Origin of the sequence: Parachlamydia acanthamoebae (assembly GCF_000875975.1) — a bacterium.
In the GTDB taxonomy this organism is placed as follows: domain Bacteria; phylum Chlamydiota; class Chlamydiia; order Chlamydiales; family Parachlamydiaceae; genus Parachlamydia; species Parachlamydia acanthamoebae.
In genome coordinates this window covers 146,959-170,838 of sequence record NZ_BAWW01000066.1, presented here as the reverse complement: position 1 = coordinate 170,838, position 23,880 = coordinate 146,959, and the positions used below count along the sequence as shown (strand labels likewise).

24 protein-coding genes are annotated in these 23,880 nt (G+C 40.8%); 18 read left to right on the top strand and 6 right to left on the bottom strand.

All coding sequences use genetic code 11. The annotated features are described in order from the left end of the window. Positions 1 to 3: 3 nt before the first annotated feature. The 3 genes from AOM43_RS10405 to AOM43_RS10395 form a co-directional block, all read right to left on the bottom strand. Positions 4 to 1,638 carry an NAD+ synthase gene (locus AOM43_RS10405; protein WP_059360185.1) on the bottom strand — a complete coding sequence of 545 codons (1,635 nt, stop codon included), beginning with the start codon at positions 1,636 to 1,638 and terminating at the stop codon, positions 4 to 6. A 96-nt stretch (positions 1,639 to 1,734) separates the two neighbouring features. Beyond that, positions 1,735 to 3,075 (bottom strand): NADH:ubiquinone reductase (Na(+)-transporting) subunit F, encoded by a 1,341-nt coding sequence (nqrF, locus tag AOM43_RS10400; protein WP_059360183.1) that lies wholly within the window; start codon positions 3,073 to 3,075, stop codon positions 1,735 to 1,737. 90 nt (positions 3,076 to 3,165) lie between these two features. After that, positions 3,166 to 3,579, bottom strand: a complete 414-nt coding sequence (locus AOM43_RS10395; RefSeq protein WP_006342360.1) for a hypothetical protein — start codon at positions 3,577 to 3,579, stop codon at positions 3,166 to 3,168. Between the two features lie 137 nt (positions 3,580 to 3,716). On the opposite strand from AOM43_RS10395, the gene AOM43_RS10390 reads away from it, so the two are divergent. From AOM43_RS10390 to AOM43_RS10365, 6 genes are all read left to right on the top strand, one after another. Then, positions 3,717 to 4,685: a tRNA dihydrouridine synthase gene (locus AOM43_RS10390; RefSeq protein ID WP_226987491.1), complete on the top strand. Its 969-nt coding sequence runs from the start codon at positions 3,717 to 3,719 to the stop codon at positions 4,683 to 4,685. 19 nt (positions 4,686 to 4,704) lie between these two features. Then, positions 4,705 to 5,388: a class I SAM-dependent methyltransferase gene (locus tag AOM43_RS10385; protein WP_059360181.1), complete on the top strand. Its 684-nt coding sequence runs from the start codon at positions 4,705 to 4,707 to the stop codon at positions 5,386 to 5,388. Positions 5,389 to 5,477: 89 nt separating this feature from the next. Beyond that, complete coding sequence (gene trkA / locus AOM43_RS10380) at positions 5,478 to 6,827, top strand: Trk system potassium transporter TrkA (RefSeq protein ID WP_013924365.1); 1,350 nt, start codon at positions 5,478 to 5,480, stop codon at positions 6,825 to 6,827. Between the two features lie 2 nt (positions 6,828 to 6,829). After that, positions 6,830 to 8,479: a TrkH family potassium uptake protein gene (locus AOM43_RS10375; protein ID WP_006342364.1), complete on the top strand. Its 1,650-nt coding sequence runs from the start codon at positions 6,830 to 6,832 to the stop codon at positions 8,477 to 8,479. Beyond that, the gene (locus tag AOM43_RS10370) at positions 8,480 to 9,295 is read left to right on the top strand and encodes a 50S ribosomal protein L11 methyltransferase (RefSeq protein WP_059360179.1); all 816 of its coding nucleotides are present in this window, start codon (positions 8,480 to 8,482) and stop codon (positions 9,293 to 9,295) included. 99 nt (positions 9,296 to 9,394) lie between these two features. Further along, positions 9,395 to 11,179: a putative Ig domain-containing protein gene (locus AOM43_RS10365; protein WP_059360177.1), complete on the top strand. Its 1,785-nt coding sequence runs from the start codon at positions 9,395 to 9,397 to the stop codon at positions 11,177 to 11,179. Between the two features lie 104 nt (positions 11,180 to 11,283). Here the strand turns inward: AOM43_RS10365 and AOM43_RS10360 are convergent, their stop codons facing one another. Then, positions 11,284 to 12,324 (bottom strand): hypothetical protein, encoded by a 1,041-nt coding sequence (locus AOM43_RS10360; protein WP_059360175.1) that lies wholly within the window; start codon positions 12,322 to 12,324, stop codon positions 11,284 to 11,286. Between the two features lie 12 nt (positions 12,325 to 12,336). Next, a complete protein-coding gene (locus AOM43_RS10355; protein WP_226987490.1) occupies positions 12,337 to 13,359 on the bottom strand; it encodes a phosphotransferase in 1,023 nt (340 codons plus the stop codon). Positions 13,360 to 13,498: 139 nt separating this feature from the next. Here AOM43_RS10355 and AOM43_RS10350 point away from each other — a divergent pair, with 139 nt between their 5' ends. Further along, positions 13,499 to 13,780 carry a translation initiation factor gene (locus AOM43_RS10350; RefSeq protein WP_013924369.1) on the top strand — a complete coding sequence of 94 codons (282 nt, stop codon included), beginning with the start codon at positions 13,499 to 13,501 and terminating at the stop codon, positions 13,778 to 13,780. 364 nt (positions 13,781 to 14,144) lie between these two features. On the opposite strand, the gene AOM43_RS10345 is transcribed toward AOM43_RS10350, so the two are convergent. After that, positions 14,145 to 14,420 carry a hypothetical protein gene (locus AOM43_RS10345; protein WP_059360172.1) on the bottom strand — a complete coding sequence of 92 codons (276 nt, stop codon included), beginning with the start codon at positions 14,418 to 14,420 and terminating at the stop codon, positions 14,145 to 14,147. Positions 14,421 to 14,968: 548 nt separating this feature from the next. On the opposite strand from AOM43_RS10345, the gene AOM43_RS10340 reads away from it, so the two are divergent. The 11 genes from AOM43_RS10340 to AOM43_RS10290 all read left to right on the top strand — a co-directional run bounded on the left by AOM43_RS10340 (position 14,969) and on the right by AOM43_RS10290 (position 23,879). Then, positions 14,969 to 16,111, top strand: a complete 1,143-nt coding sequence (locus AOM43_RS10340) for a branched-chain amino acid transport system II carrier protein (protein WP_013924370.1) — start codon at positions 14,969 to 14,971, stop codon at positions 16,109 to 16,111. 151 nt (positions 16,112 to 16,262) lie between these two features. After that, positions 16,263 to 17,321, top strand: coding sequence for a dTDP-glucose 4,6-dehydratase (gene rfbB, locus AOM43_RS10335; RefSeq protein ID WP_059360170.1), 1,059 nt, complete (start codon positions 16,263 to 16,265; stop codon positions 17,319 to 17,321). A gap of 2 nt (positions 17,322 to 17,323) precedes the next feature. After that, positions 17,324 to 18,193, top strand: a complete 870-nt coding sequence (rfbA, locus tag AOM43_RS10330; RefSeq protein WP_059360168.1) for a glucose-1-phosphate thymidylyltransferase RfbA — start codon at positions 17,324 to 17,326, stop codon at positions 18,191 to 18,193. A gap of 5 nt (positions 18,194 to 18,198) precedes the next feature. Then, on the top strand, positions 18,199 to 18,744 hold the full coding sequence (gene rfbC / locus AOM43_RS10325) for a dTDP-4-dehydrorhamnose 3,5-epimerase (RefSeq protein WP_013924373.1): 546 nt from the start codon (positions 18,199 to 18,201) through the stop codon (positions 18,742 to 18,744). A gap of 441 nt (positions 18,745 to 19,185) precedes the next feature. After that, the gene (locus AOM43_RS10320; protein WP_006342378.1) at positions 19,186 to 19,806 is read left to right on the top strand and encodes a L,D-transpeptidase; all 621 of its coding nucleotides are present in this window, start codon (positions 19,186 to 19,188) and stop codon (positions 19,804 to 19,806) included. A 63-nt stretch (positions 19,807 to 19,869) separates the two neighbouring features. Then, positions 19,870 to 20,580 carry a ribonuclease III gene (rnc, locus tag AOM43_RS10315; RefSeq protein ID WP_006342379.1) on the top strand — a complete coding sequence of 237 codons (711 nt, stop codon included), beginning with the start codon at positions 19,870 to 19,872 and terminating at the stop codon, positions 20,578 to 20,580. 9 nt (positions 20,581 to 20,589) lie between these two features. Continuing rightward, positions 20,590 to 21,966 (top strand): DNA repair protein RadA, encoded by a 1,377-nt coding sequence (gene radA / locus AOM43_RS10310; RefSeq protein ID WP_408633530.1) that lies wholly within the window; start codon positions 20,590 to 20,592, stop codon positions 21,964 to 21,966. Next, positions 21,950 to 22,642, top strand: coding sequence for a hydroxymethylbilane synthase (gene hemC / locus AOM43_RS10305; RefSeq protein WP_059360164.1), 693 nt, complete (start codon positions 21,950 to 21,952; stop codon positions 22,640 to 22,642). The genes radA and hemC overlap by 17 nt, the downstream gene beginning before the upstream one ends. After that, positions 22,621 to 23,256 (top strand): uroporphyrinogen-III synthase, encoded by a 636-nt coding sequence (locus tag AOM43_RS10300; protein ID WP_013924377.1) that lies wholly within the window; start codon positions 22,621 to 22,623, stop codon positions 23,254 to 23,256. The genes hemC and AOM43_RS10300 overlap by 22 nt, the downstream gene beginning before the upstream one ends. Positions 23,257 to 23,270: 14 nt before the next feature. Then, positions 23,271 to 23,462 carry a hypothetical protein gene (locus AOM43_RS10295; protein ID WP_059360162.1) on the top strand — a complete coding sequence of 64 codons (192 nt, stop codon included), beginning with the start codon at positions 23,271 to 23,273 and terminating at the stop codon, positions 23,460 to 23,462. A 111-nt stretch (positions 23,463 to 23,573) separates the two neighbouring features. Then, complete coding sequence (locus AOM43_RS10290; protein WP_059360160.1) at positions 23,574 to 23,879, top strand: hypothetical protein; 306 nt, start codon at positions 23,574 to 23,576, stop codon at positions 23,877 to 23,879. The last annotated feature ends 1 nt before the right edge of the window (position 23,880 follow it).

Below are 23,880 nucleotides of genomic sequence, written 5' to 3'. Positions count from 1 at the left end.
TCTTTAAACCCACTTTTGAACAATAGGGAATTTTCTTCCAATTGTGAAGGCTTTTTCTGTCACTCTTAAGCCGGGAGGACTTTGTCTGCGCTTGTATTCATTTTGATGAATTTTACGAATTATGCTTTGTACTAGCTCTACAGGAAAGTGATGTTTTTCGGCAATCCATTGAGGTGTTTGATGTTCTTCCACGTAGTCTTTTAAAATAGCATCGAGAATTTCATAACTGGGTAGGGTGTCAGAATCTTTTTGATTAGGACGTAACTCGGCAGAAGGGGGCTTATGAATGGTGTTCCATGGAATAATTTCTCTATGTCGATTAATCCATTTGGAAAGGGCGTAAACCTCTTGTTTGGAAACATCGTTAATGACGCCTAATCCACCACACATATCTCCATATAATGTAGAATATCCCACTGCCAGTTCACTTTTATTTCCTGTACTTAGCACAATATATCCATGTTTATTCGAAAGGCTCATCAAAATCATGCCTCGAATGCGTGCTTGGAGGTTCTCTTCTGTAGCATCTGCGGGTTTATTTTCAAAAAAGGGATTCAAAAGGTGGAGGTAGCTCTGAAAGGGGCCTTCAATGGGAATGTTCAATAATTCTATCTGTAAATTTTTGGCGAGTTTTTTCGCATCCTCTAGACTACCAGTTGATGAATAACGGGATGGCATGGCAACACCGAGTACATTTTGATGCCCTAATGCTTCCACGGCGATGCAAGCAACCAGGGCTGAATCAATTCCTCCTGATAGACCTAAACATGCGTGCTTAAAGCCCGACTTGTGAAAATAATCGCGAACTCCAAGGACAAGGGCGGAATAAAGCATTTCAACTGGAGATTCTATCCACTCAAATGGAGGCAAGGGTTCTGATAGATCAACAATATGCAAATCTTCCTGAAATCCTTTGGCAACACTGCATAGACGTCCCATGTTGTCTACAAAACAACTATGTCCGTCAAAAATTAAGCTATCATTACCGCCCACTTGATTGCACAATACAGCAGGGCATTGAAGCGTCATAGCGGCTTTACAAATGGTGGTGAAGCGATGTCTGAGTTGTCCAATGCAAAAAGGGGAGGCAGAGAGGTTGATCAATAAATCGGGGGATAAAGGAAGTAGATTTTGAATAGGGTCTTGCCGATAGTTGGTAAATTTTAGCAAATTGCTATGTTGCCACATGTCTTCACAAATGGTTATCGCAATATTTTTTCCGCATAAGGACCACAAACGTGTATGGTTGCCAGGTTCAAAGTAACGTCGTTCATCAAACACGTCGTAAGTGGGGAGGAGCTGCTTATCTTGGTATCCCAAAATTTTCTGATCTTGAATGATAGCAGCGCTGTTATAGAGTTTTTTTTCTAAAACGTCGGGATTAGAGCGTGGGAGACCTAAAAGTACGGCGATTCCTTGCGTTTGGGAGACAATGGTTTTTAAATGACATTCGACTTCTTCCATAAAATTGGGGAGAAGCAGAATATCTTCGGGCGGATATCCACACAAGGCTAATTCAGGAAAGACCATTAGATCGATCCGATTTTGCTTTCCTTTTTCGATAGCGGCCAAAATTTGTTGAGTATTTCCTTTTAAATCGCCAATGATCGGATTAATTTGGGCAAGGAGTACGCGCATAATAGGTTAATATATCCACTTTGTGTGTAAATGAGGAGAGAGCACACAGAAAAACTTTCTGATGTGCTCTCTTAAATATCCAAGATCAAAAATGCTTTAACTTCCAAAATCATCCAAAATAATACTTTTGCGAGGAACCCCATAATCATCTAGCAATTTCAGAACGCTGATGTTGTGCATAGGTGGTCCACAGACATAAAATAAACATTCTTCAGGACTTTCCATCTTACTCAGTTGCCCAAGTTCAAAAGCTTTGAAAAGGTAGTTTGTCTTAATGGGGTCGTCCTTAGGCCATCCAGCAGAAAGGTCTTCAGGAAGAGGCTCTGATAAGACAAGATTATAAGTAAAGTTAGGGTATTTTTGGGAAAGTTCTTCATATTCTTTTTGATAAATATTTTCTTTAATCGAGCGTGCTCCATACCACATGGACACTTGTCGTTGTGTGTGTTCGGTGTTAAACAGATGGAGAATGTGGCTGCGCCCAAATGATGATCCAGCACCCCCGATTAAGAAAATAAGCTCTCGATTGTCGTTGATCATAAAAGATTCCCCGTAAGGGCCTGATAAACGAACGTTATCTCCAGGTTTTAAACTAAAAGTATACGCGGAACAAATTCCCCAGGGAATTGAATCCGAAATTTTTCCCCCCACAAAAGGAGGAGTGGCGATTCGAATGTTAAACATCAGCTTTCGGCCTTCCGCTGGGTAGGAGGCCATGGAATATGCGCGGATAATTTCATTCGAGCCTGTTGGTAGATGACTAAAATCAATCGTTTTGTCAAATAATCCAAATTTTTCCCAATCCGCATAGAACATGGGATCCATAGTGCTTTTCCAATCCGCTGTATTTGTTTTAAAAGGCGGAACGTGGAATTGCAAATACCCTCCCGATTGATAAGGGACTTCTTCCCCTTCCGGAATTTCAACAATTAATTCCTTAATAAAAGTGGCCACATTTTTGTTGCTCACGACGGTTGCTTTCCACTCTTTGACGGCCAAAGAATGCTCGTCAACGAGAATATGAAGATCATGCTTAACCTTCGCTTGGCAGGAAAGTCTCCACCCTTCTTTTAACTCTTTTTTATTGAAAGTTCCTCGATCTGTTTCCAAAGGCTCATCTGCCCCTTCGACAATACGTACACGGCACTGCTTGCAAGTAGCTTTTCCTCCACAAGGAGAAGGGACGGGGATTCCATTAGAAGAGAGGGCTTGTAATAAAGTCGATCCACCTAGCACTTGTTTTGTCAATTTCGGATCGCTATTGACCTTGATCTCACATTCTTCGCTATTCACAAATTTTGCTTTTGTAAAAAGGATGAGGGAAGTTAAACCCACACCGATTAAAACAAAAGCGGCAATGGCATAAAGCGACAAAATGGGATCAATGCCAAAAAAATTGGCTAGTAAGGTTAAGGATAAATGACTCAAGTTAAACATAGCTCCATAAGAAGGTTAGGTCATTTTTATTTGCTTGCAATTTGAACCATAACGCGCAGTCTTTTTTCCCTCAAGAAAATAACTCAACTCTTAGCCGTATATAATCGCAGGGTGAATCACTGCAGCTGCAACTTCTCTCACAATTAACAAGGTTCGAAATGCAGGAAAAGTGACAAAAGCTAAAAAATCGTCAAATAAAGGTTGCGCATGTCTAAAAATGTTATTGCAATACCGATCGAAAGGGCCTGAAAGCGGTTCATTGTTTTTTATGCCTGGATCGCTGTAAACATTTTCCATAAGATTAAAAAAGTTTTTAGCGAAATGGCTTACGATAAAGGCTGAGGAAAAAGGGGCTCCCGCAGCGTGGACGATGGCCATTTTTAAAGCCTCTACCCTCAAGTAGATATTACTAAATGTGACGCGTTGACCCGTGCTTTTACGGCACGTTGATTTAATGTACTCATTTTGAAAGGTTGAAGTGGAATTGTAGATGCCTACAGCCATAAAAATCTCCGGTAGTGAAAATTAAATGTACTTAACTCCTCGATATCCAGTATCATAGATCACAAATTGTTTTTTAAAAAACAATTTCTATGCATAATATTAAAGACATTAATAGTCAAATACTAAGAGGCGATAAAGTGAATTTACTCCCGAAAGGCACTGGAAATTGTCCCTACCTTTTATTAGCGCCTATGGAAGGATTAGGTGACCGCCCTTTTCGCAAAGCGATGGCAAAAATGGGGGGATTCAATGAGGCCTGCACAGAATTTTTGCGTGTCCCATCGAATGCCCATGTGGCTAGTTTAGCCAAACAATATCAAAAGGATGACACCTTTCCCATTCCGCAAGCTGTCCAAATTATGGGATCCAACCCTGAGCTTATGGCAGCGATGGCGCAAGAACTGGCTCAACGAGGCGCGCATCGGATCGATTTAAATTGTGGATGTCCATCCAATACGGTGACGGGTCGAGGGGCTGGATCGAGCTTATTAAAAGATCCCTCACAACTTTATCAGATTGCGAAGGCCATGGTAGAGGCTGTCTCTGTTCCTGTTACAGCTAAACTCCGTTCAGGATATGAAGATATTTCCTTATTCAAAGAAAACCTTTTAGCAGCCCAAGAGAGTGGGATTAAGTTTATGACATTGCATCCACGCACAAAAGTGGATGGTTACACACCACCAGCGAGATGGGATTTAATTGCCGAAGCGAAAGCGTTACTTAAAATTCCTGTTGTGGGAAATGGCGATATCTTAAATGTGGATGATGCTGTGAGAATGCTTAAAGAAACGGGGTGCGATGCACTCATGATTGGACGAGGAAGTGTGATTAACCCATTGATTTTTCATCAAATTCGCGCTTTTTTTGCGGGACAACAGTATGTTCCAGAGAAAAATGCTCTTCAAAATTTTGTTCAAAATTTTTTATGCGCCATGGCAGAAGGGACTCCCATTTCAACGCAGCTCAATAAACTCAAACAGTTGATGAGCTTTCTTTTTAAAGGAAATGCACGACTCTTAGAGAGGCGAGGTGAGATGTTGTCAAAAAGATGTGCAAATCCAGCTGAATTCCTTGCATTTGTTTTTCCTATGTTGCTAGAAGGATAGAAAATAGCGAAGGGAGAAAATGATGGAAGATTGGGAAAAGGCTTATCAAGCGCTTCCTGGAGAACCTTACTTACAGGTCCTGGAAAAAATTCACGCCGCTTTAAAACCGAAGACATATCTAGAAATCGGTGTTCAATATGGTTTTAGCTTTTGTTTAGCGGGTCCACAAACCTTTGCTGTTGGTGTGGATCCCAATCCATGCATTCAAACCGATCTTCACGCTTGGTCGCGCATCTATCGTCAGACCAGTGAAGCTTTTTTTATTTCTTACCCTGGGGATCCTTTTGATTTGATCTTTATTGATGGGCTGCATCAATACGAAGCCATTGTGGATGACTTTTGCAATGCAGAGCAATACTGTACACCTCAGTCGATCATTTTGATTCACGATACCATTCCTTTAAGTGCAGAATCCTCTAAAAAAGATTTCGATCCCGGCTTTTGGACGGGGGATGTTTGGAAAATTGTGCCCACCTTACTTCAAGCCCGCCCTGATTTAACTATTTTTACAATCGCCTGCCCGCCAAGTGGACTCACTGTAATCAAAGGTTTTGGAAAAAGTGAAGGGATCTCATCTGAGGTCGTTGATCAGTTTCGAGAAAAGGAATATGCGTGGATAGAATCCCAGAAGAAAACCGCACTGGGTGTCGTAGAAAATCGAGAAGACATTTGGATGCCTCTTTTGCTCAACAAAAAATCTTGAAAGAAGATTAAAGAAGCTTCCTTCGATTTGGAAATAAATCTAATTTTAAGTTAGCATCTTGTCTTAACGCAATCTGGTTAGGAAAAGATATGAACATCGTGATCGTGGGGGCTGGGGATATGGGACGCCATATTGCAGCCATGCTTTCTAAAGAACAGCATAATGTTGTGCTCATCGATAATGATCCTAAAAAAATCGAGAAAGTTTCTTCCACATTGGATATTGCTGTGCGCGTGGGATCGGGAAGCGATTGGGTTCTTTTAGAAGATCTTTTAGAGTTATCTCCACACGTTTTATTAGCTCTGACAGGTGATGATGAAACAAATTTAGTGTCTTGTTCTATCGCCCGGCATCTTGGGTATCCCAGAACTGTAGCTCGTGTTGGGGATAGCCGGTTTTTAAATAATACCCGCTTAGATTATTCCCACATTTTTTCTGTCGATTACTTCATTGCTCCCGAACTCCTTGTTGCAAACGATATTGTAAAATACATGGTCAGCCCAGGATCTCGGGCGGTTGAACATTTTGCGCATGGTGCTGTGCAGTTAAGAACGCTTGTGATTCCGTCAAAATGGAAGAAAGGAGATCGGTCTTTAAAAGATTTGGGATTGCCTTCTGATGTTATGGTAGGGCTTATTCGTCGGCCAGATAAACAAGGGTTTCGGGTGATTTTTCCGCATGGAAAAGATCGTTTACTTCCTGGGGACGAGGTCACGTTTATTGGAGATGCTGAAACTGTATCAAACCTCCACCACTATTTTGGGGGGATTGATCGCGCTTTTAAATCCGCCACGATTATTGGGGGATCCTTAACGGCCATTAATTTGGCTAAACTTTTAATTCAAAAAGAAGTAGCGGTAAAAATTATCGATAAGAGCTATGACAAATGTGCGCAGTTGTCTGAAAAATTGCCGCAATGCACGATTGTTCATCATGATGCCACCGATCTAGAATTTTTACATGCTGAAAAAATTAAAAACGCAGATATTTTAATTGCTTGTACGCGAGATGATGAAACTAACTTAGTGACGGCTTGTCTTGCTAAAGAAGCGGGTTGTGAAGATGTTGTCGCCATTTTAACGAATTTAAGTTACCTCTCTTTAGTCGAGCGCTTGGGCGTTCATTATGCTGTTTCTCCTCGGATTAGCGCGGCCAATCACATTCTTTCGCAAATCTTTTCTGGGACAGTGACTTCACTTATCTCCCTCTATGAAAATCAAGCGGAAATTATGGAAATCAATGTATCCATGGATTCAAAAATTGTGGGGATTCCTTTGGCAGAGCTTGGTCCTTTTTTTCCAGAAGATTTTCTGATTGCTGTTATTCAAAATCGAGGAAGGGTGATGATTGCAAATGGAGGGCGTATTATTTCTCCTGGAGATACTGTGATTGTCATTACATCCCCTCAACACGTGGCTGAAATCCAAAAAATGTTTTAGTTATGCAATTTAAAGATTTATGCAAAATTCTCTCCATCTTTGTTTTTGGAATTGCTGGAACTTTACTCATTCCTCTCTGCGTCGCTTGTTACTATAAATTTTTTTTGGATCCAGCTTTACATCCTCAACCCTATGCCATCGATGCTTTTTTAGAATCTGTTGCGATTTGTTTAGTTCTCGGGATGTGGCTGAGGTATTGTGGAAGACGTTCTAATCGTAAAATGTACTTAAAAGAGGGGATCGCGGCGGTTGTATTTTTGTGGGTGCTTGCGCCCGCATTAGCCGCTCTCCCTTTCGTTTTAAGCGGGACCCTGACGAATCCTTTACAAGCTTATTTTGAAATGGCATCTGGTTTAACCACCACGGGTGCAACCGTTATGCAAGCAAAGTCTTATGATTTAAAAACAGGTGAAGAAATCCCTATTACACGCACATTTTGTGGAAGTCCAGATGTGGAGTATACTTTTCATGGAACGATAGAACCAATTAGAGATCCACACACACATGAAATTGTTTTGTCAGGGATTGAAGCGGTAGGTAAAGGACTTTTATTTTGGCGGAGCTTGACCCAGTGGATGGGAGGTGTGGGCATTGTCGTGTTATTTGTTGCCATTTTACCTGCTTTAGGAGCAGGAGGGCGAATTCTATTTCAAGCTGAAGTTCCAGGTCCTATGAAAGATTCCATTACTCCACGTATCAAAGACGCGGCTATCGTGCTTTGGAAAATTTATTGCTTCCTCACGCTTGTGCAAATTGGGCTGCTGATGTTCACTAACGCTCAGATGTCTTTGTTTGATGCGATTACAATTAGCTTTTCAACTCTTTCAACAGGGGGATTTAGCGTTCATTCGACCAGTATTGGATTTTATCACGACAGCTGGACCGAATGGATTGTCTTGCTATTCATGATTTTGGGCGGAGTCAACTTTACTTTGTATTTTTACATGTTTAAAGGGAAATTTTATCGGATTTATGAGCCCGAATTTTTATGCTATCTGGCCATTATTTTGAGTAGTACTTTGATTGCTATTTGGAAGCTTGTGGGAACTCCAAAAGTGCTTATTGGAGGAATTCCCGATGGCCTTTTTTCTTGGCAAGAGGCTGCTCGTTATGGGATGTTCCAGGTCGTTTCTGCACAGACATCAACGGGGTTTGCAACGGCCAATTATGATACTTGGCCCTATGCGATGCAAACACTTATGCTTATCCTCATGTTTGTAGGGGGAATGTCTGGATCCACGGCAGGGGGAATCAAAATTATGCGCCATTACATGCTTTTTCGGATTGCGCAATTCAAAGTCGAATCTTTGTTTAGCCCTGAGAGAGTGCGGACATTCCGGGTGGCCGATAAAGAGGTAGACGCTAGCTCGGCTATTATGGTACTCTGTTTCTTTTTAATTATCATAACACTATCTGTTCTTGGCACATACATCTATATTTTGGATGGAATCGATCCCCAAACATCTCTAGGAATTGTTGGATGTATGGTGAATAATGTTGGACTAGGTTTTCGCATGGCTGGACCTGTGGAAAGCTTTGCATTTCTATCCAATTTTGGGTTGATGTGGTCTTCGATTTTAATGATTGCTGGACGTTTAGAATTTTTTGCTGTGCTTGCCGTATTAACCCCGCATTTTTGGGAAGACCATTAAATGATCACCTATCGTTTTTTTATTAGACCCCAATTCTCGTCTGAACAGGCATGGAAAGAACTCGAAAATTTTGGGGCTCAGCCTCTTTACAGCGAAGAAACAGAAGGAAGCAAAGAGGTTGTAGCTAGTTTGGGGGACATCCCATTTTCTGATTTCCCTTTTACTTCTTTGCAAACTATTGGAGCTTTTGCGCCGATTCATTTTAGTCCGATAGATTGGGAGTCTCAATGGTCCGCACACGGTCTTGATTATCGAGATGGGTGCGTGCACTTAGACCTAAATCAATTGATCGATGCACAAAACTTACCCGTCATCAAACTTAAGCCCGGGCCTGGTTTTGGCGATCTATCCCATGCCTCGACACGTATTGTTCTCCGTCTCATGAAAGATCGGGTTCACGGACAAGCTATTTTAGACGTAGGATCGGGTAGCGGGGTGTTATCTTTAGCTGCTGCGATTATGGGAGCTAAGATTGTGTGGGGAATCGATATCGATCCAGAAGCAGTTGAGCATGCTAAAGAGAACCTATTGCTCAATGAGCTGGAAGGTGACATTACTTTTTCCATTGAACCTCCCACCCATGTCCTTCAACAACAGCAGAATATTCTTGTCTTAATGAATATGATCGCTTCCGAACAAGCTGTTGCTTGGAAAAGTCTTAAATCTGTCCATCATTTGCCAGGGGAGGCTCTTATTTCCGGCATTCTTCAAGAAGAACGCGAACTCTATCTCCAGCAGGCTCTAAGATGGGGATGGACGTTATTAGACGAAATTGAGGAAGAAGGTTGGCTTGGTCTACACTTTCTTCGGAAATAGTGTGAGTCTCTTTTTGATCATTTGGATTTTTTATTTAAATAAATGAAAAAGCCTTTTATCTTGGAAAATTCTTTTAATAAGATGCTAGGGTAAATGACAATGAAAAAATTTTTAAGATGTTTGTTTTTGTTTTGTCTGATTTTTAATCAGTTACAGTCAAGTTTAAGCGATTGCAGCCGCTCCAGAGGACACACGCAAAATGATTTGATTCCCAATTTTACATTAGGCGTGATTCCCCGTTCTATTACGGATGAGGCCGCTGTTTCCTTTTTTGGGGAAGTTGGACGACGTAATTATCGCGCGAATGGAACTTTTGGGGTGTTATGGGGAGAAGATGATCGCGTAAAGCTTTCAGGTGAATTTTTAACTCAAAAACTCGGTTATCGTTTTTCTACTGGTCGAGAAGAGCGTTGGATGCACCAGTATGCTGTGGGTGTTGAATACCAGCATGATTTTTGTAATGCATTTCTTCCCAGTGCAGACGTGGGATTTTATTGTTCATATGCTCCAGCTCGTAAATTGGGACACAAGGAATGTAGGGATTTTCTTTATTCGAGACGCATCGCAGGATCTAATAGCTATGGGGGGTCATTAGGGACAACACTCATTCCTTGGTGTTCAGGATATTTTCATCTCGATGCAGACTACGATTTTGTTAAATATAATCGAAAATATAAATCAAGAAAGGTTGTCTCAGGTTTCGGCGGTAGTTTTACTTATCACCAAGACTTAAAATACAACCTTTTCTTTGATCTATTGGGGGAATTTAAACGTCCCTATAATTATGGAAGAGTACGCCTCGGCTGGCATCATCCTGATTGGTCCGGATTAGTCGTAGGCTTATTTGGAGCGCATACAAGAGGTAAATCGCATCTCCCTAGCAATACAACAGCTGGTCTTGAATTAACATATGTCTTTGGTGATCGAGCAGATAGTCGCAATGAATGTACTCCCTGTTATTGTGAACCCATTTTAGCTGCTTGGGTAAGCTCTCCTGCCGTGTATATGCCTCAAGTTTTGGCTGTGGCAGAAGAAAAAAAAAGACGGTTAGGGCCTTGCCAAATTTTAGTGAGTAATCCAATTCCTAACGCGAACTTTACAGGGACAGAGCTTTATACGCTAAATATCAGCCCCTATTTTAGCGATCCAAGTGGAGCGGCTTTGGTGTTCAGTGCAGAAGGATTGCCTCCAGAAGCTACTTTCGATCCAACGACGGGAGTTATTTTTGGGGTTGGACTCAATGACAATAATTCTTACACGGTGACAATTCGAGCAACGGCTGCGGATGCATGCTCGGTTGCTATTCAGTCCTTTACGATTAGCTTTCCATGTACAACATTAGTCAGTACAACGATTCCTCCTGCCTCATTCACAGGAATTGGGAACTACTCTTTGGATGTTAGCTCCCATTTCACGAATCCAAGTGGATTGCCTTTAGTTTATAGTGCCGTTGGGTTACCTGCAGGTTCAACGATTGATGCCTCGACGGGTGTGATATCAGGTTCTATCTTGTCGGATACGCTCACTTATAACGTGGTCGTGACCGCGACATCAGCGGATGCATGTGCAAGTGTCAGTGAGCCTTTCACAATTACTTTTCCGTGCATTCCTCCATCAGTGCTTCCGATTCCGCCTATAAATATTGGGGCGCTTTCTGGAACACCGTACACATTGGATATGTCAGTCTATTTTGTCAGCCCAGGTGGCCAGCCATTCACTTATAGTGCAACAGGTTTACCGCCAGGATCAACAATCGATCCAACAACTGGGGTAATATCCGGGGGGTCAGTTGGTTCAGGACCCGTATTTATCATTTCCATTTCAGGTACGACAGTTTGTGGAACAGTCACAACAAATTTCCAACTAACCTTTAACTCGGCTTAGGGGATATTTTGAGCATACCAAAAGCTCATGATGAGCCTTTGGTAAAAAAATAAAACCCAAATGTGATTAAAACATTTGGGTTTTTTATTGAATGCGTGAAGTTTTTAAGAAAGAGAAGCTGGCTTAAGTTCGGGATGTGTTAAACGCTCCTTTGAAAAATCGATGGCTTCTTTTTGGGTTCCTTCACGTTTGTGTAAAGAAGAATCCGGATTTAAACGGGCTTCGTAGCTCATCAATTCGCTTAGAGGGGATGCTTTACGTGTATCCAATGCGATGCTTCGATTTAAACGCATACTAGATCCCCAACTCGCATCTTTGTTAAGCTCTACAGCGGATATTTTTGTTTCAATTTCTTGGATCAAAATAAATTGAAAAAGATCATCATCCTCTTTTTGAATAGCGGCTTTAAAATGTTCGCGGAGATCAAGGCTTTCTCCTCGAATAGCATCGGTACAAACTGGTGTGCAACTTCCTCCTGTTAAGACATAATCGATTTTTATAGGACCACTGCCCAAATTTTTAAAATACCTTTTAATTTCTTGAAACATCTGACCATAGGTTGCTCCTAAATCGATATGTGCTAATATTCCGATTCGATAAGCTTCATTAAAAGCAACAAATCCGATACAGGTTGCAAAATGCCAAGAGGCTAAAATCGGTTTGGGATCCATTGCACTAACGATGGCATATTCTCCTTGTTTGATTTCTTGAATCAGCTCAAATGCATCGAGAATAGGTGCAAGATAAGTTTGCGGTTGTTGAGTTATGAGATCCGAGGATTCTCTAAATAAAAAATTCCTTTTGCCATCTTTGGAGGGGACTATGACAAGATCATAAAAAAGATTTTTGATGCGCAGGATGGTATTGATTTTGATTTCTAAGTAGCTAGTTCCATGTCCTTTACCCATCTGAGACCAAATTTTTGTTATCAAATCGTCAAAATTTTCAGGAAGTGGAGATATTTGAGCTAATTCTCTAAATCTATCCAATGAAAGAAGAAAACAAATATCTTTGACTTCGAATGGTTTCTTCATGCCCGAGGAATCGGTTATGTCTATCGTTATCTCTTGAGATTCTCGAGGTCTTTCTTCGAATTTTGTTGCAAAAGATTGGCTGACGGAGTCTAAAAAAACGTGATAATCCATATATCCTCAAACTTATAATGCAAGCTGGTAATTTAGGCGAGATAGCTCGTAGAAATACTGCGCAGGAAGTTCTTCCATCGAGTCTGCATAAGTTTTTTGATATGTGCTCCAGCTTTTAAGGCTTGCCTGTGGATCAATTTTCTGTTGAGGATGTTTTCTTAGCTGAACGTCGGCCAGGTATAAGTTTGTCAGAGACCAAAAAGCTTGATGGATCTTTTTTTGCAGGGTAAAACGACTCGTTTCCTCGACCGTGGGTTGTCGTTGCAAATAGGTCTTTAACAGGAGTGCTTCTTGTACTTCATCGTAATCATGTTTTAAGGCGAAATAGGTCAAGTCGTAAAAAGGGTCTTCCAAGCTTGATTCAGCCCAATCGATCAATAGCACACCATTATCATCTGTCAAAAAGATGTTTCTTGGATTTAAATCACCATGGACATTCACCTGTGGGCATGCATAGGCTGACAATTGTTCTCGATATCTCTTGATTAGCTCAAGTGCACCGTTTATGTTTTCCTCTGTTCCCAATCCGTCTTTTAGGACTTTTTCATGGCAACGGTGAGCATTGGATAAAAGACTTTCACCCACATGAAGATGGCCAACAATTTCATGGGCCTTGCGAATTGCGCAAGCTATTTTTACAATGTTTTCAGGTAATTTAGCTTTTTCAAGTGTCAGTGTTTTGTGATTAACGAATTCCATTAGGATGGCTCTATTATCTGATGATACATACGCGACATGAGGAGCAATGCCTAATTTAGCCGCTTCAATGAGTGCAAAATGTTCTCTTTCATCTTGAGAACTTAGCTGTGTCGATTGGTGTAGGCGTAAAACGTATTGTTGCGTTGGGGTCTCTATCTTATACAATGCAGTTCCCGAAAGTCCGCCCTTTAATACCTGAATCATCCACTGTTCTTTAGGGATTGAGGGGAAACTTTGTTCGAGAATTGTATAAACATCAGGATCAATAATAGAGGCCGAAATAAGGGTGTCTACCGAAAATAAAAGGGACAAAAGTGCGATTAAAGTCTTTTTCATTAAAAGGATTCCTTGCAAAAAGTAAGCTTCCATTATACTCGTACTTCTAGAAATTAAAAATAGAAATGTGCGCTTTCAAATTTAAGTTTACTGCGCTTGTCGCAAATTTTGATAATGCTCGAAAGTTGAGGGAAACAGAATGCCATTTAACATAAGTGGAGAATGGGTGCCAAATCCAACAAAACCAAGCAATGTTTCGACGAAGGTTGTCAAAGTACGACTAATTAAACGGGGAAAAAGTATTTTGACCGTGATATTTAATTTAAATCTCTCTGTAAAAGAGAGGTCAGAATTGGCCTCAGACATCAAAAAAAAATTGGGATGTGGCGGAGCCGTTAAGGAAAATGATATTGAAATTCAAGGGGAAAAAGTTGAGCAGGTCAAAAAAATGCTGATGGAGAAGGGCATTAAATCAGCTTAATATCAGCAAGCAACACGCTGAATGTCAGCATGACTTTGCTCTCTCTTTCTTCTGTTTTTTTGTAGAAAACAAAAAAGAGTTTATGTCTTCCGCAATTTAGTAGCGTGAACTATTTAGGTATTGCTTGTATGTGGATTTTGAGATGCCATTCTTCAAAATGGGATATTGCTTTGATTGGCTGGAGAGATAAAACTAGATTCCACCGCAGCCGTTGCCCCGGCTTTATCGGAATGGATGGACGGTAGAGCTGATAAGTGTCATACCAAGGCTTCAAATCATTTATTCAGTAAGTAGTGGTAGACCTAACATTCGTATCGCCAGTCGTATCCACCAGCCCCCACTTGGACCAATGAAGAGTTCTAGCTTATTTATTTTCACTAGAACGTTTACAATTAACGTGTCCGCCATGACCACCATTTCCTCCGTTGCCACCACTTAACCAACCATTTCCACCCTTTCCCCCATGTCCACCATGCTGACCAGGTTTTCCATTTTGGCCATTACTACCGTTTTCTCCATCTTTTCCATTCTCTCCATCTTTTGCACGAGAAGAACCAGTTGTTTCATCTGAACTAGATGCACAAACAAATCCAAATTGTAAAAGAGTAAGCCCTAGTATTGTTATAATAAGTTTTTTCACTTTTAATCCTTAACGTTATTTTTTGTTCCCATCTTGTCTGTCACATCCATTTCCTGCATGGCCAGAGCCACCAAATTCGTTACCTTCGTTATTAGCTAATATGGTGTCTCATCAAAACAAATGAAAGGCTCGTCGTTGTTTTCCAATTGGTTTTTTATTACATAGAATACTGGATGATTATACACAGTGGTTTATGTGGTTTCCCCTTGAAAAAATATCAATTTTTTGCTAATCTTTTTCTTAAACCTCTAAGAAGGGAATTATAACAAAGGATTAAAAATGAACTCCTATTCTAAATTTTTGTGTCCGCAATTCTGCCATAACCAATCATCTGTTTCTCTCTTCATTTCTCCTTCTATTATTATTTCCATTATTATTTAAGTCTTGTTTTTATCGCTGCTCCTAATAGAAAAGCGATTGTCGAATTTTCGTATTCAATATCCGTTTCTTTAGAAGAAAAATGACATCTCTTTTATGCAGATACTGCGAAGAGAAATCCGTTCGCTTGAGTGCAATTAGATACAGATTATTTAAAAATAGGTTGTAAAATGAAAAATAAATCTCTCGTCGTCAGCACTGGCTTAGCTATGTTTTCGATGTTTTTTGGATCAGGAAATCTTGTATTTCCTCTTACTGTCGGGCGTGATGCTGGAGGGCAATTTGCCCTGGCTTCAATTGGATTTTTGCTGACCGGAGTGATTGTTCCCTTTTTAGGCGTTTTGGCGATGTTTCTTTATCGAGGTGAAGCGCGTTCTTTTTTCTCTTCTTTAGGAAAAGGCGCCGCGTTTTGGTTTCCCTTGTGTGCACTTTCTCTTATGGGTCCTTTTGGTGTATTGGCTCGTTGTATTACAGTCGCTCATGGTATTTTTTGCCTAGTTGTACCTGGTGTTTCGCTTCCTCTATTTAGTATCATATCTTGTGCTGTTATCTTTTTGCTTACTATGAATAAGGGAAGAATTGTGTCTTTGCTAGGTAGTTATCTGACTCCTGTTTTGCTTCTCTCTTTGGGTGCGATTGTTGCTCTTGGACTATGGCATGGAAATTTCCCTTCGGTTTATACGGTGACAGATTGGGGCGCTTTTAAACTGGGATTTTTAAAGGGCTATCAAACCATGGATTTGTTAGCGGCGTTCTTTTTTTCCACATTTATTATTGAACATTTACAAAAAAATTCTGCTCAAGAGCTTAGCCAATCTTCATTGATCAAGATCTTCTTTAAAGCTTCTGTGATTGGAGCAAGTTTATTGTCTGTTATTTATGTGGCTTTGGTTACTTTAGGAACGGTTTATGGAAGTTCTTTTGGACATGTTCCTCAAGAACAAATGTTGGGAATGATCGCAGAGCATGCTTTAGGACCTTATGCGTCTATCGTCTTATGTATGGCTGTTATCCTAGCTTGCTTGACAACGGCGATAGTCTTGGCTTCTCTTTTTGCAGACTTTTTGCGTGTAGAAGTTTCAAAAGAAAAAATCTCTGAGCCTGTTTCCTTGCTCGTGACGCTTGGCATTTCTTTCACGGTTTCAACGTTCGAATTTGCGGGCATCGCTGGATTTTTAGGGCCTTTACTCGAAGCGATTTATCCTGCTTTAATTACGCTGACTATTTTAAGTATTGTGCATAAATTATGGGGATATCAACTTCATCGTTGGCCGATTGCTGCTACACTTGCAACCAAAGTTCTTTGGTTCTAAATCTCTCTCTAAAGGGGAAGTCCTTTATGGTTTTTCCCTTTGTCATTTCAATCTATGCACACTTGTTTTGGTTTTTTTATTTAAAAATGGTAGTGTGTGTCTGTTTTCGAAGAATAATATGATTTATCGCCAGGGAAGGAGCTGCTAACGTATGATTTTAGTGACGGGGGGTGCCGGTTTTATTGGATCAAATTTCATTAAAAATTGGCTTCACTATGAAAAAGATCCTATTATCAATCTGGATAAATTAACATACGCCGGGAATCTTCATAATCTCTCTGGAATTTGTGAAAATCCTCTTTACCATTTTGTGCAAGGCGACATTCAAGATCGAGCACTTGTGCGAGAGATTTTGCATAAATACCATCCACATTCGATTATTCACTTTGCAGCTGAATCGCATGTTGACCGTTCTATTCACGCCCCAGAAGCTTTTATTCAAACAAATATTCTTGGCACTTATTGTTTACTCGAAGAAGCTTTAGCCTATTGGAATGAGCTTTCAGACGAGCGGAAAAAACATTTTCGCTTTCTGCAAATTTCAACAGATGAGGTATTTGGTTCATTAACGCCCTTTGCTCCTGCCTCTACAGAAGTGAGTCCTTATCGCCCTAATAACCCGTATTCAGCTTCAAAGGCTTCTGCTGATCACTTGGTCGAGGCTTTTGGGCATACTTACCATCTGCCTATCTTAATCACGCGCAGTGCGAATAATTTTGGCCCTTTTCAATTTCCTGAAAAATTCATTCCACATCTTATTCTTCAAGCGATACAGGGTAACACCATCCCGATTTATGGCGATGGTTTACAGGTGCGTAATTGGATTTATGTGCACGACCATTGTAACGCGATTCGACAAGTTTTGGAGAAGGGAACCGTGGGGGAGTCCTACAATATCGCCGGAATAAAAGAGACCACTAATCTCGAATTAGCGGAAATGATTTGTGGAATCTTAGACGAATTGAAGCCTGATTCTCCTGTTCTGCCGCATTCCTCTTTAATTGTGCATGTGAAAGATCGTCCGGGTCATGATCGCCGCTATTCGTTAAATGGCACAAAAATATGGAAAGAATTAGGTTGGATGCCAGAGGCTAGTTTTGAACAGCAATTGCGTGAAACTGTTCAGTGGTATTTGAGCCATTCTCATTGGGTGGAAAATATTTTATCTGGAGAATATCAAAACTGGATTAAACAGCATTATCAGGGGTGAGCATGAGAAAGGGGATTATATTAGCAGGAGGCAGTGGAACTAGGCTATATCCATTGACTGCCGCACTGTCTAAGCAATTGCTACCAGTTTACGATAAGCCAATGATTTATTATCCCATTTCTACTTTAATGTTAGCGGGGATTCGGGAAATCCTCATTATTTCAACACCTGAGGATACACCACGCTTTCAACAATTGCTGGGAGATGGTTCTCAATGGGGATTGGATTTTCATTATGCGGTGCAACCTCATCCAGGGGGATTAGCGCAAGCCTTCATTATTGGAAAATCCTTTCTTCAAAACCAACCTTGTGTACTCATTTTAGGGGATAATCTCTTCTTTGGAAACGAACTATCACAACTATTAAAAGTTGCTGAAGAGGAAAAAGATGGTGCAACGATCTTTGCCTATAAGGTGCATAATCCACAAAGATATGGTGTGGTTGAGTTTGATAAAGATAAGCGACCTAAGGGCATTGTAGAAAAGCCCATAGTTCCTAAATCTCGTTATGCTGTCACCGGTTTATATTTTTATGATCATCAGGTGTGTGATATTGCTGCAGATCTGAAGCCCTCTGCAAGAGGAGAGTTGGAGATTACAGATGTGAACAATTACTATCTGAAACAAGGAACTCTGCACTTAGAAATTTTTGGGCGGGGGATTGCCTGGCTTGATACAGGTACCTTTGAGTCCTTGCTTGAGGCTTCGGTTTTTATCCAGACAATTCAGCACAGACAAGGTGTCAAAATTGGTTGCTTGGAAGAAATTGCTTATCGGATGGGTTATATTCCCAGCATTCAATTGGAAAAAATCGCGCATGCCATGCGTGATAGTGAGTATGCCTCTTATTTACTTGAACTTTTGGATGATTAAATTCAATGCATGCCATTAAAACTGAGATTCCCGATGTGATACTGTTCGAGCACAGTGTGTTTCGTGATGCACGAGGCTTTTTTTTAGAAAGTTATCGTGCAAGTGATTTTGCGCAAGAAATAGGTGCGCATAAAGCATTTGTTCAAGACAACCATTCGCATTCTCTTCAAGGAGTGCTGCGAGGATTGCATTATCAATATAAAAAGCCTCAAGGAAAACTTGTCAGAGTCGTTACGGGTGAAATTTTTGATGTGGCGGTGGATTTGCGTCAATCTTCCCCAACCTATGGTAAATGGGTTGGCAGGCATCTTTCAGCTGAAAGGCCTTGTTCAATGTGGATTCCTCCGGAATTCGCGCATGGGTTTCTAGTGTTGTCCAGCCATGCCGATGTTCTGTATAAAACGACGGATTATTATGACCCCTCTTCGGAGTTCTGTTTGCGATGGAATGATCCACAATTGGCAATTAACTGGCCCCTTCAACAGCCGCCCATGTTGTCAAAAAAAGACACAGACGGAAAGTTATTTAAGGAGCTGCCGCATTTTCTCTAGTTATTCACTACCCAAAGATCGAATGCAGATAAAATGGCAATTGCAAAGACCGCTCGAACAAGTATTTTTAAAAGATGTTTTATGTCGATTCCAGAAGGTTTTCCTTGTCGATGGCAAGAGATAACGCTGAATTGTCAAGGTTGCCAATTCGACAAATAATACCAGGGTGGCTCTTCGGAGTAAAACCGATGGCATAAATATTCCTAAAATTTAACTTTTTAGCAATCTTTTTATGTTAGCAAAGCTCCCGGCAAATGAAGGGCATTTAAATTAAAGAAAAGCAATGAGAATTGTCAAGAGAAACCGATAAAAAATCAATGAAAAGGATGTAAGATAAATTTTAATGCGCGAGTTTTGAATATTTTCTTCTTCTACCTTGAGCTTAAACGCCATCCATGATAAGGTGCGTTTTTCGTCAAATACAATGATCCCATGATGTACATGAAGCGTCCGATTGCAATTTTAATCTCTTTAGCTCTGTTAATCCTTAGTTATCCCCTACAGGCAAACTCACTACCCAAGCAATTCCTCGATAAGATGGCAGAACTGAAGCAGCCATTAACGCGTCATGTCATTGTCGTAGACGTTACTTCGCAAAAATTATTTTTATACAACGACCATAAAATAGTAACAAGCTATCCCATTTCCACCTCAAGTAAAGGAACCGGACAAGAATCCAATAGCTATAAAACTCCTTTAGGTGCTCACCGAATCGCTGAAAAAATTGGACAGAACGCTCCTATTAATGCGATTTTTGTGGAAAGAAAGAATACTGGTAAAATTTGGTCCCCTCTTCCTAAAGGAAAACGAGAAAAAGTTGATCTAGTCCTAACGCGCATCTTATGGTTAGAAGGATTAGAAAAAGGCTTCAATCAAGGCATTGGAAAAGGTGGGAAAAGTGTGGACAGCTTTCAAAGGTATATTTACATCCATGGCACTAACGCTGAAGATTTAATCGGAACCCCAGCCTCAAAAGGATGTATTCGCATGAAAAATGAAGATCTTATCTCTTTGTTTGCGTTTGTTGATTCTGGATCTCTCGTGTATATTTCGTATTTTTAAAAGACTAAAGAAAAAAATCGTTCTATCCACTATACTAGTTACTGTTTATATTTTAATGGTTGTATGAAAGCATTGGATTTGTTAGCTCAAAATATTTCAAATATTGAATTAAGGTTAGGTTATAAATTTCAAGATCGAGACTTGCTGGCACTTGCCTTTGTCCACCGGTCTTTTATCAATGAAAATCGGGAAATTCACGAACATAATGAACGCTTAGAATTTTTGGGCGATTCTGTTTTAGGATTATTGATTGCGGATTACCTTTACCGTTATCTTCCCTCAACGCCTGAAGGAGAACTCTCCTATCTGAAATCCAGGCTAGTGGAGGCTAGTTCATGCGTGACATACATTCATAAGCTGGATCTTGAACAGTTTTTGTTGCTGGGTCGTGGCGAGCGTATGAATGACGGTAGAGGAAGAGAATCGATCCTAGCCGATCTATTAGAAGCTATTATTGGAGCCGTTTATCTCGATGGCGGATTAGAAAGCGCTAAAGCTTTTCTTTTCAAAAACTTTTCGACAGAAATCGAAGCCATATTAAAAACTCCCGTGCGCAATTGGAAAGCCCTACTGCAAGATTATTGCCAGAAAAAATATCAAACAACACCTTCTTATCATGTTATCGATGAAAAAGGACCTGATCATAGTAAAACATTTAAAATTTCCGTGTTTTTAAATGATGAGGAAGTTGGCAAAGGAGAAGGGGGATCTAAAAAAGAGGCCCAGCAGAAAGCTGCCGAAGATGCACTTTCTAAAATGGATATTCATGAATAGTGAGGCAAAATTGTGGCGATTAAGCAAAAAAATGTGTGGTATTGTAGTGAATGTGGACATAAACAGACAAAATGGTTAGGTCAATGTCCTCAATGTTCTCGCTGGAATACTTTTCATGAAGAAGTTGAGTTTTTAGGAAACGTTCGCTTCGAATCCGCTCCCTCTATCTCTGCAAACAAGCCGATGCGTATTAAAGATGTTTCTTCAGTAGAAACTCCTCGTATTTCCACCCATATCCAAGAATGCGATCGCTTAATTGGCGGAGGGATTGTTCCGGGTTCTCTGACGCTTGTCGGAGGGGATCCAGGTATTGGCAAGTCCACCTTGTTACTCCAGCTTTCGAATGCTTTAGCTATGCAAGGGCTTATTATCCTGTATGTGTGCGGAGAAGAGTCCGTCGAGCAAACATCGATGCGTGCAAAGCGCTTAGGCATTGAATCTGATAACCTCTATCTCTTGAACGAAACCAATTTCTCGGCCATTAAAGTCCAAATCGACAACATCAAACCCGACGTTCTCATTGTCGACTCGATTCAAATTGTTTACAAAAGTGAGATCAGCTCGGCTCCTGGTTCCGTTTCGCAAGTGCGAGAAACCACGACAGAATTTATGCACCTAGCAAAAGGGCGAAGAATTGCCACTTTCTTGATTGGTCACGTGACAAAGTCTGGAGAGATCGCAGGTCCACGTGTGCTTGAGCACTTAGTGGATACAGTGCTCTATTTCGAAGGGGACAAGCAGCAGAACTACCGCATGATTCGGGTTGTGAAAAACCGTTTTGGTCCAACGGATGAGATCGCGGTATTTCAAATGAATTCAAGTGGTTTAACGCAAGTCCCAAATCCTTCACATATATTCCTCGAGGAAAGAACCAAAAATAGAGTGGGTTCTGTGGTTATTCCTACCATTGAGGGGACTCGTCCCATTTTAATTGAAGCCCAGGCTCTTGTCACAGAAACGGTTTTTAGTACCCCTTCCCGTCGTTGCACAGGCTTGGACCAAAATCGTTTGGCTCTTTTGTTGGCTGTTTTAGAGAAAAGAATGCGCTATCAATTATATAAGTGTGACGTCTTTGTTTCGATCGCCGGAGGCATTCGTGTGACAGAACCTGGCTTAGATCTCGGTGTTTTGCTAGCGGTTGCATCATCCATGCGCAACCGAGTCATCGATCCAGAAACAGTTGTGGTTGGAGAAGTGGGCCTTGGAGGTGAAATTCGAAGCGTTCCCCGCGTCGATAGCCGCATTAAAGAGGCTTTGCATATGGGTTTCACACGGTGTGTCATTCCTAAACGCAATTTAAAAGGTGTTTCAGAAGAAATTCGCCAAAAAGTTTCTTTAATTGGTGTTGAATTTGTTGAGGAGGCCGTAGATGCCCTTATCTCCTAAATGTCTTCGAGTGGCAGCACGAGAATCTCCATTATCAAAAGCTCAGGTCTTAGAAGTCCAACAGGCTTTGCATCCTCATCATCCTATGATTGAGCTGATTCCTGTTTGGATAGCCACGACAGGGGATAAACAGCAAGAGATCTCCCTGCGAAATATGGAAAAAACAGATTTCTTCACCAAGGAATTGGATGCGTTATTGCTCTCGGGACAATGTGATGTGGCTGTGCATTCTGCCAAAGATTTGCCCGACCCATTGCCTCAGGGCTTATCTTTAATTGCTTTAACAGAGGGCGTCGATAATCGAGATGTGCTAGTGATTCGAGAAGGACTTAGTCTTGCGGCACTCCCTCAAGCAGCCATGATCGCCACTTCTTCCGAGCGTCGCGAGCAGCAAGCTCGCATGCTGCGCACAGATTTTCGTTTTATGGATTTACGCGGAACCATTGGTCAACGATTAAGTCTTTTAGAGGCTGGTGTGGCGGATGGTATCATCGTGGCAGAAGCAGCCTTGATTCGCTTAGGACTTTGCCATTTAAATCGCGTTTATTTGCCGGGAGAGACCGCGCCTATGCAAGGACGACTCGCTATTTTGGCTAAGACAGAGCATGTCGAGATGCGTGAAATTTTTGCTTGCCTTGATGCTGAGAGTGGATTATGTCTCGCATCCTCTATCTAGGATTAAAAATCCCCAAAGCTTTATATCGGCAAGCGATCCATTGTCCCATCATTAAAATCGCTCCTCGAGCATTTTTTGAGCCTGATATTATACAGGCTTTTTCTCGTTTTTCGGATTATACCCATCTTATTTTAACCAGCCAAACAGCCGTTCAGCTATTCTTAGAAGCAGCTATCTTCTTTCAGATAAATGCAGATGTCATCAATACTAAAAAGATCGTGGCTGTAGGGAAGAAAACAGCTGCCGAGCTGGCTAAGCACCGGTTTTCTGCCGATTTTGTTCCACTGGAAGAAACTGCGGAAGGGATTAGAGACTTATTTGCAAATTGGGACCGAACTTCCTTGTATGTGTTTTGGCCACATTCAGCACTTTCTAGACCCTTATTGACCGATTATTGGAAACAAAATGGAATTAAGCATACTGATTGTGTCCTCTACGATACCTTCACAAACCATGAAGTTACATTACCCGATCTTTCAACAATCGATGAAATTGTCTTTACAAGCCCTTCTACAGTAGATGCCTTTTTAGAAAGGTATTACCATATTCCTAGAGACAAAAAATTGACATCCATTGGACCTGTAACAGCTGCCAGACTGGTAAAAAGCTTGTGAGAAGATACGGCTTTATGCGAAATAAATGGGTCCTGAGCATGTGGTTTGCTCTGCCTTTAGTTTGTTCTCTTTTAAGTTTTGTTAAGAAAAGATTCCTGAACCTCGCTCTAAATATGGTCAATTTGGATACCATGGGCAAGATGGCGGTCATGGCGAGTGTTCTTAGCAATGGTGAAGATGGTGGGAATGGTGGAGATGCTGTGTGAGCGATCAATGCGAAATTTTAAATAAATTTATGTCTTTGTTTTTTTTTGTTGATTTAAATTTTTGATTGCTTTTTTCTTGTCGCGTGAATCTTAAACTTGCTAGGAGGTAAAATGAAGAAGAATATATATGTTTATTTTTTTATGATTTTGGTCTTTTGCTATGCAGTTAATTCATTTGCGGAAGATAAAATTTATGTTGAGCCAAACAGGATTATTGTTCTCAATTCCGGAATATTTGTTGAATATAACGATGTAACTGTTCAGGTGGACAGCATTCATTGCGATGATCAAGGAATCTTTCTAATCAATTCAGCAATTCAATCGCCCCAAGAATGGGTCTGTGGTAGATGTTACAGCCATAATTGGCCATGGGAAGACACATGCTATTATTGCAGAAAAAATCGTTTTGAAAACTAAA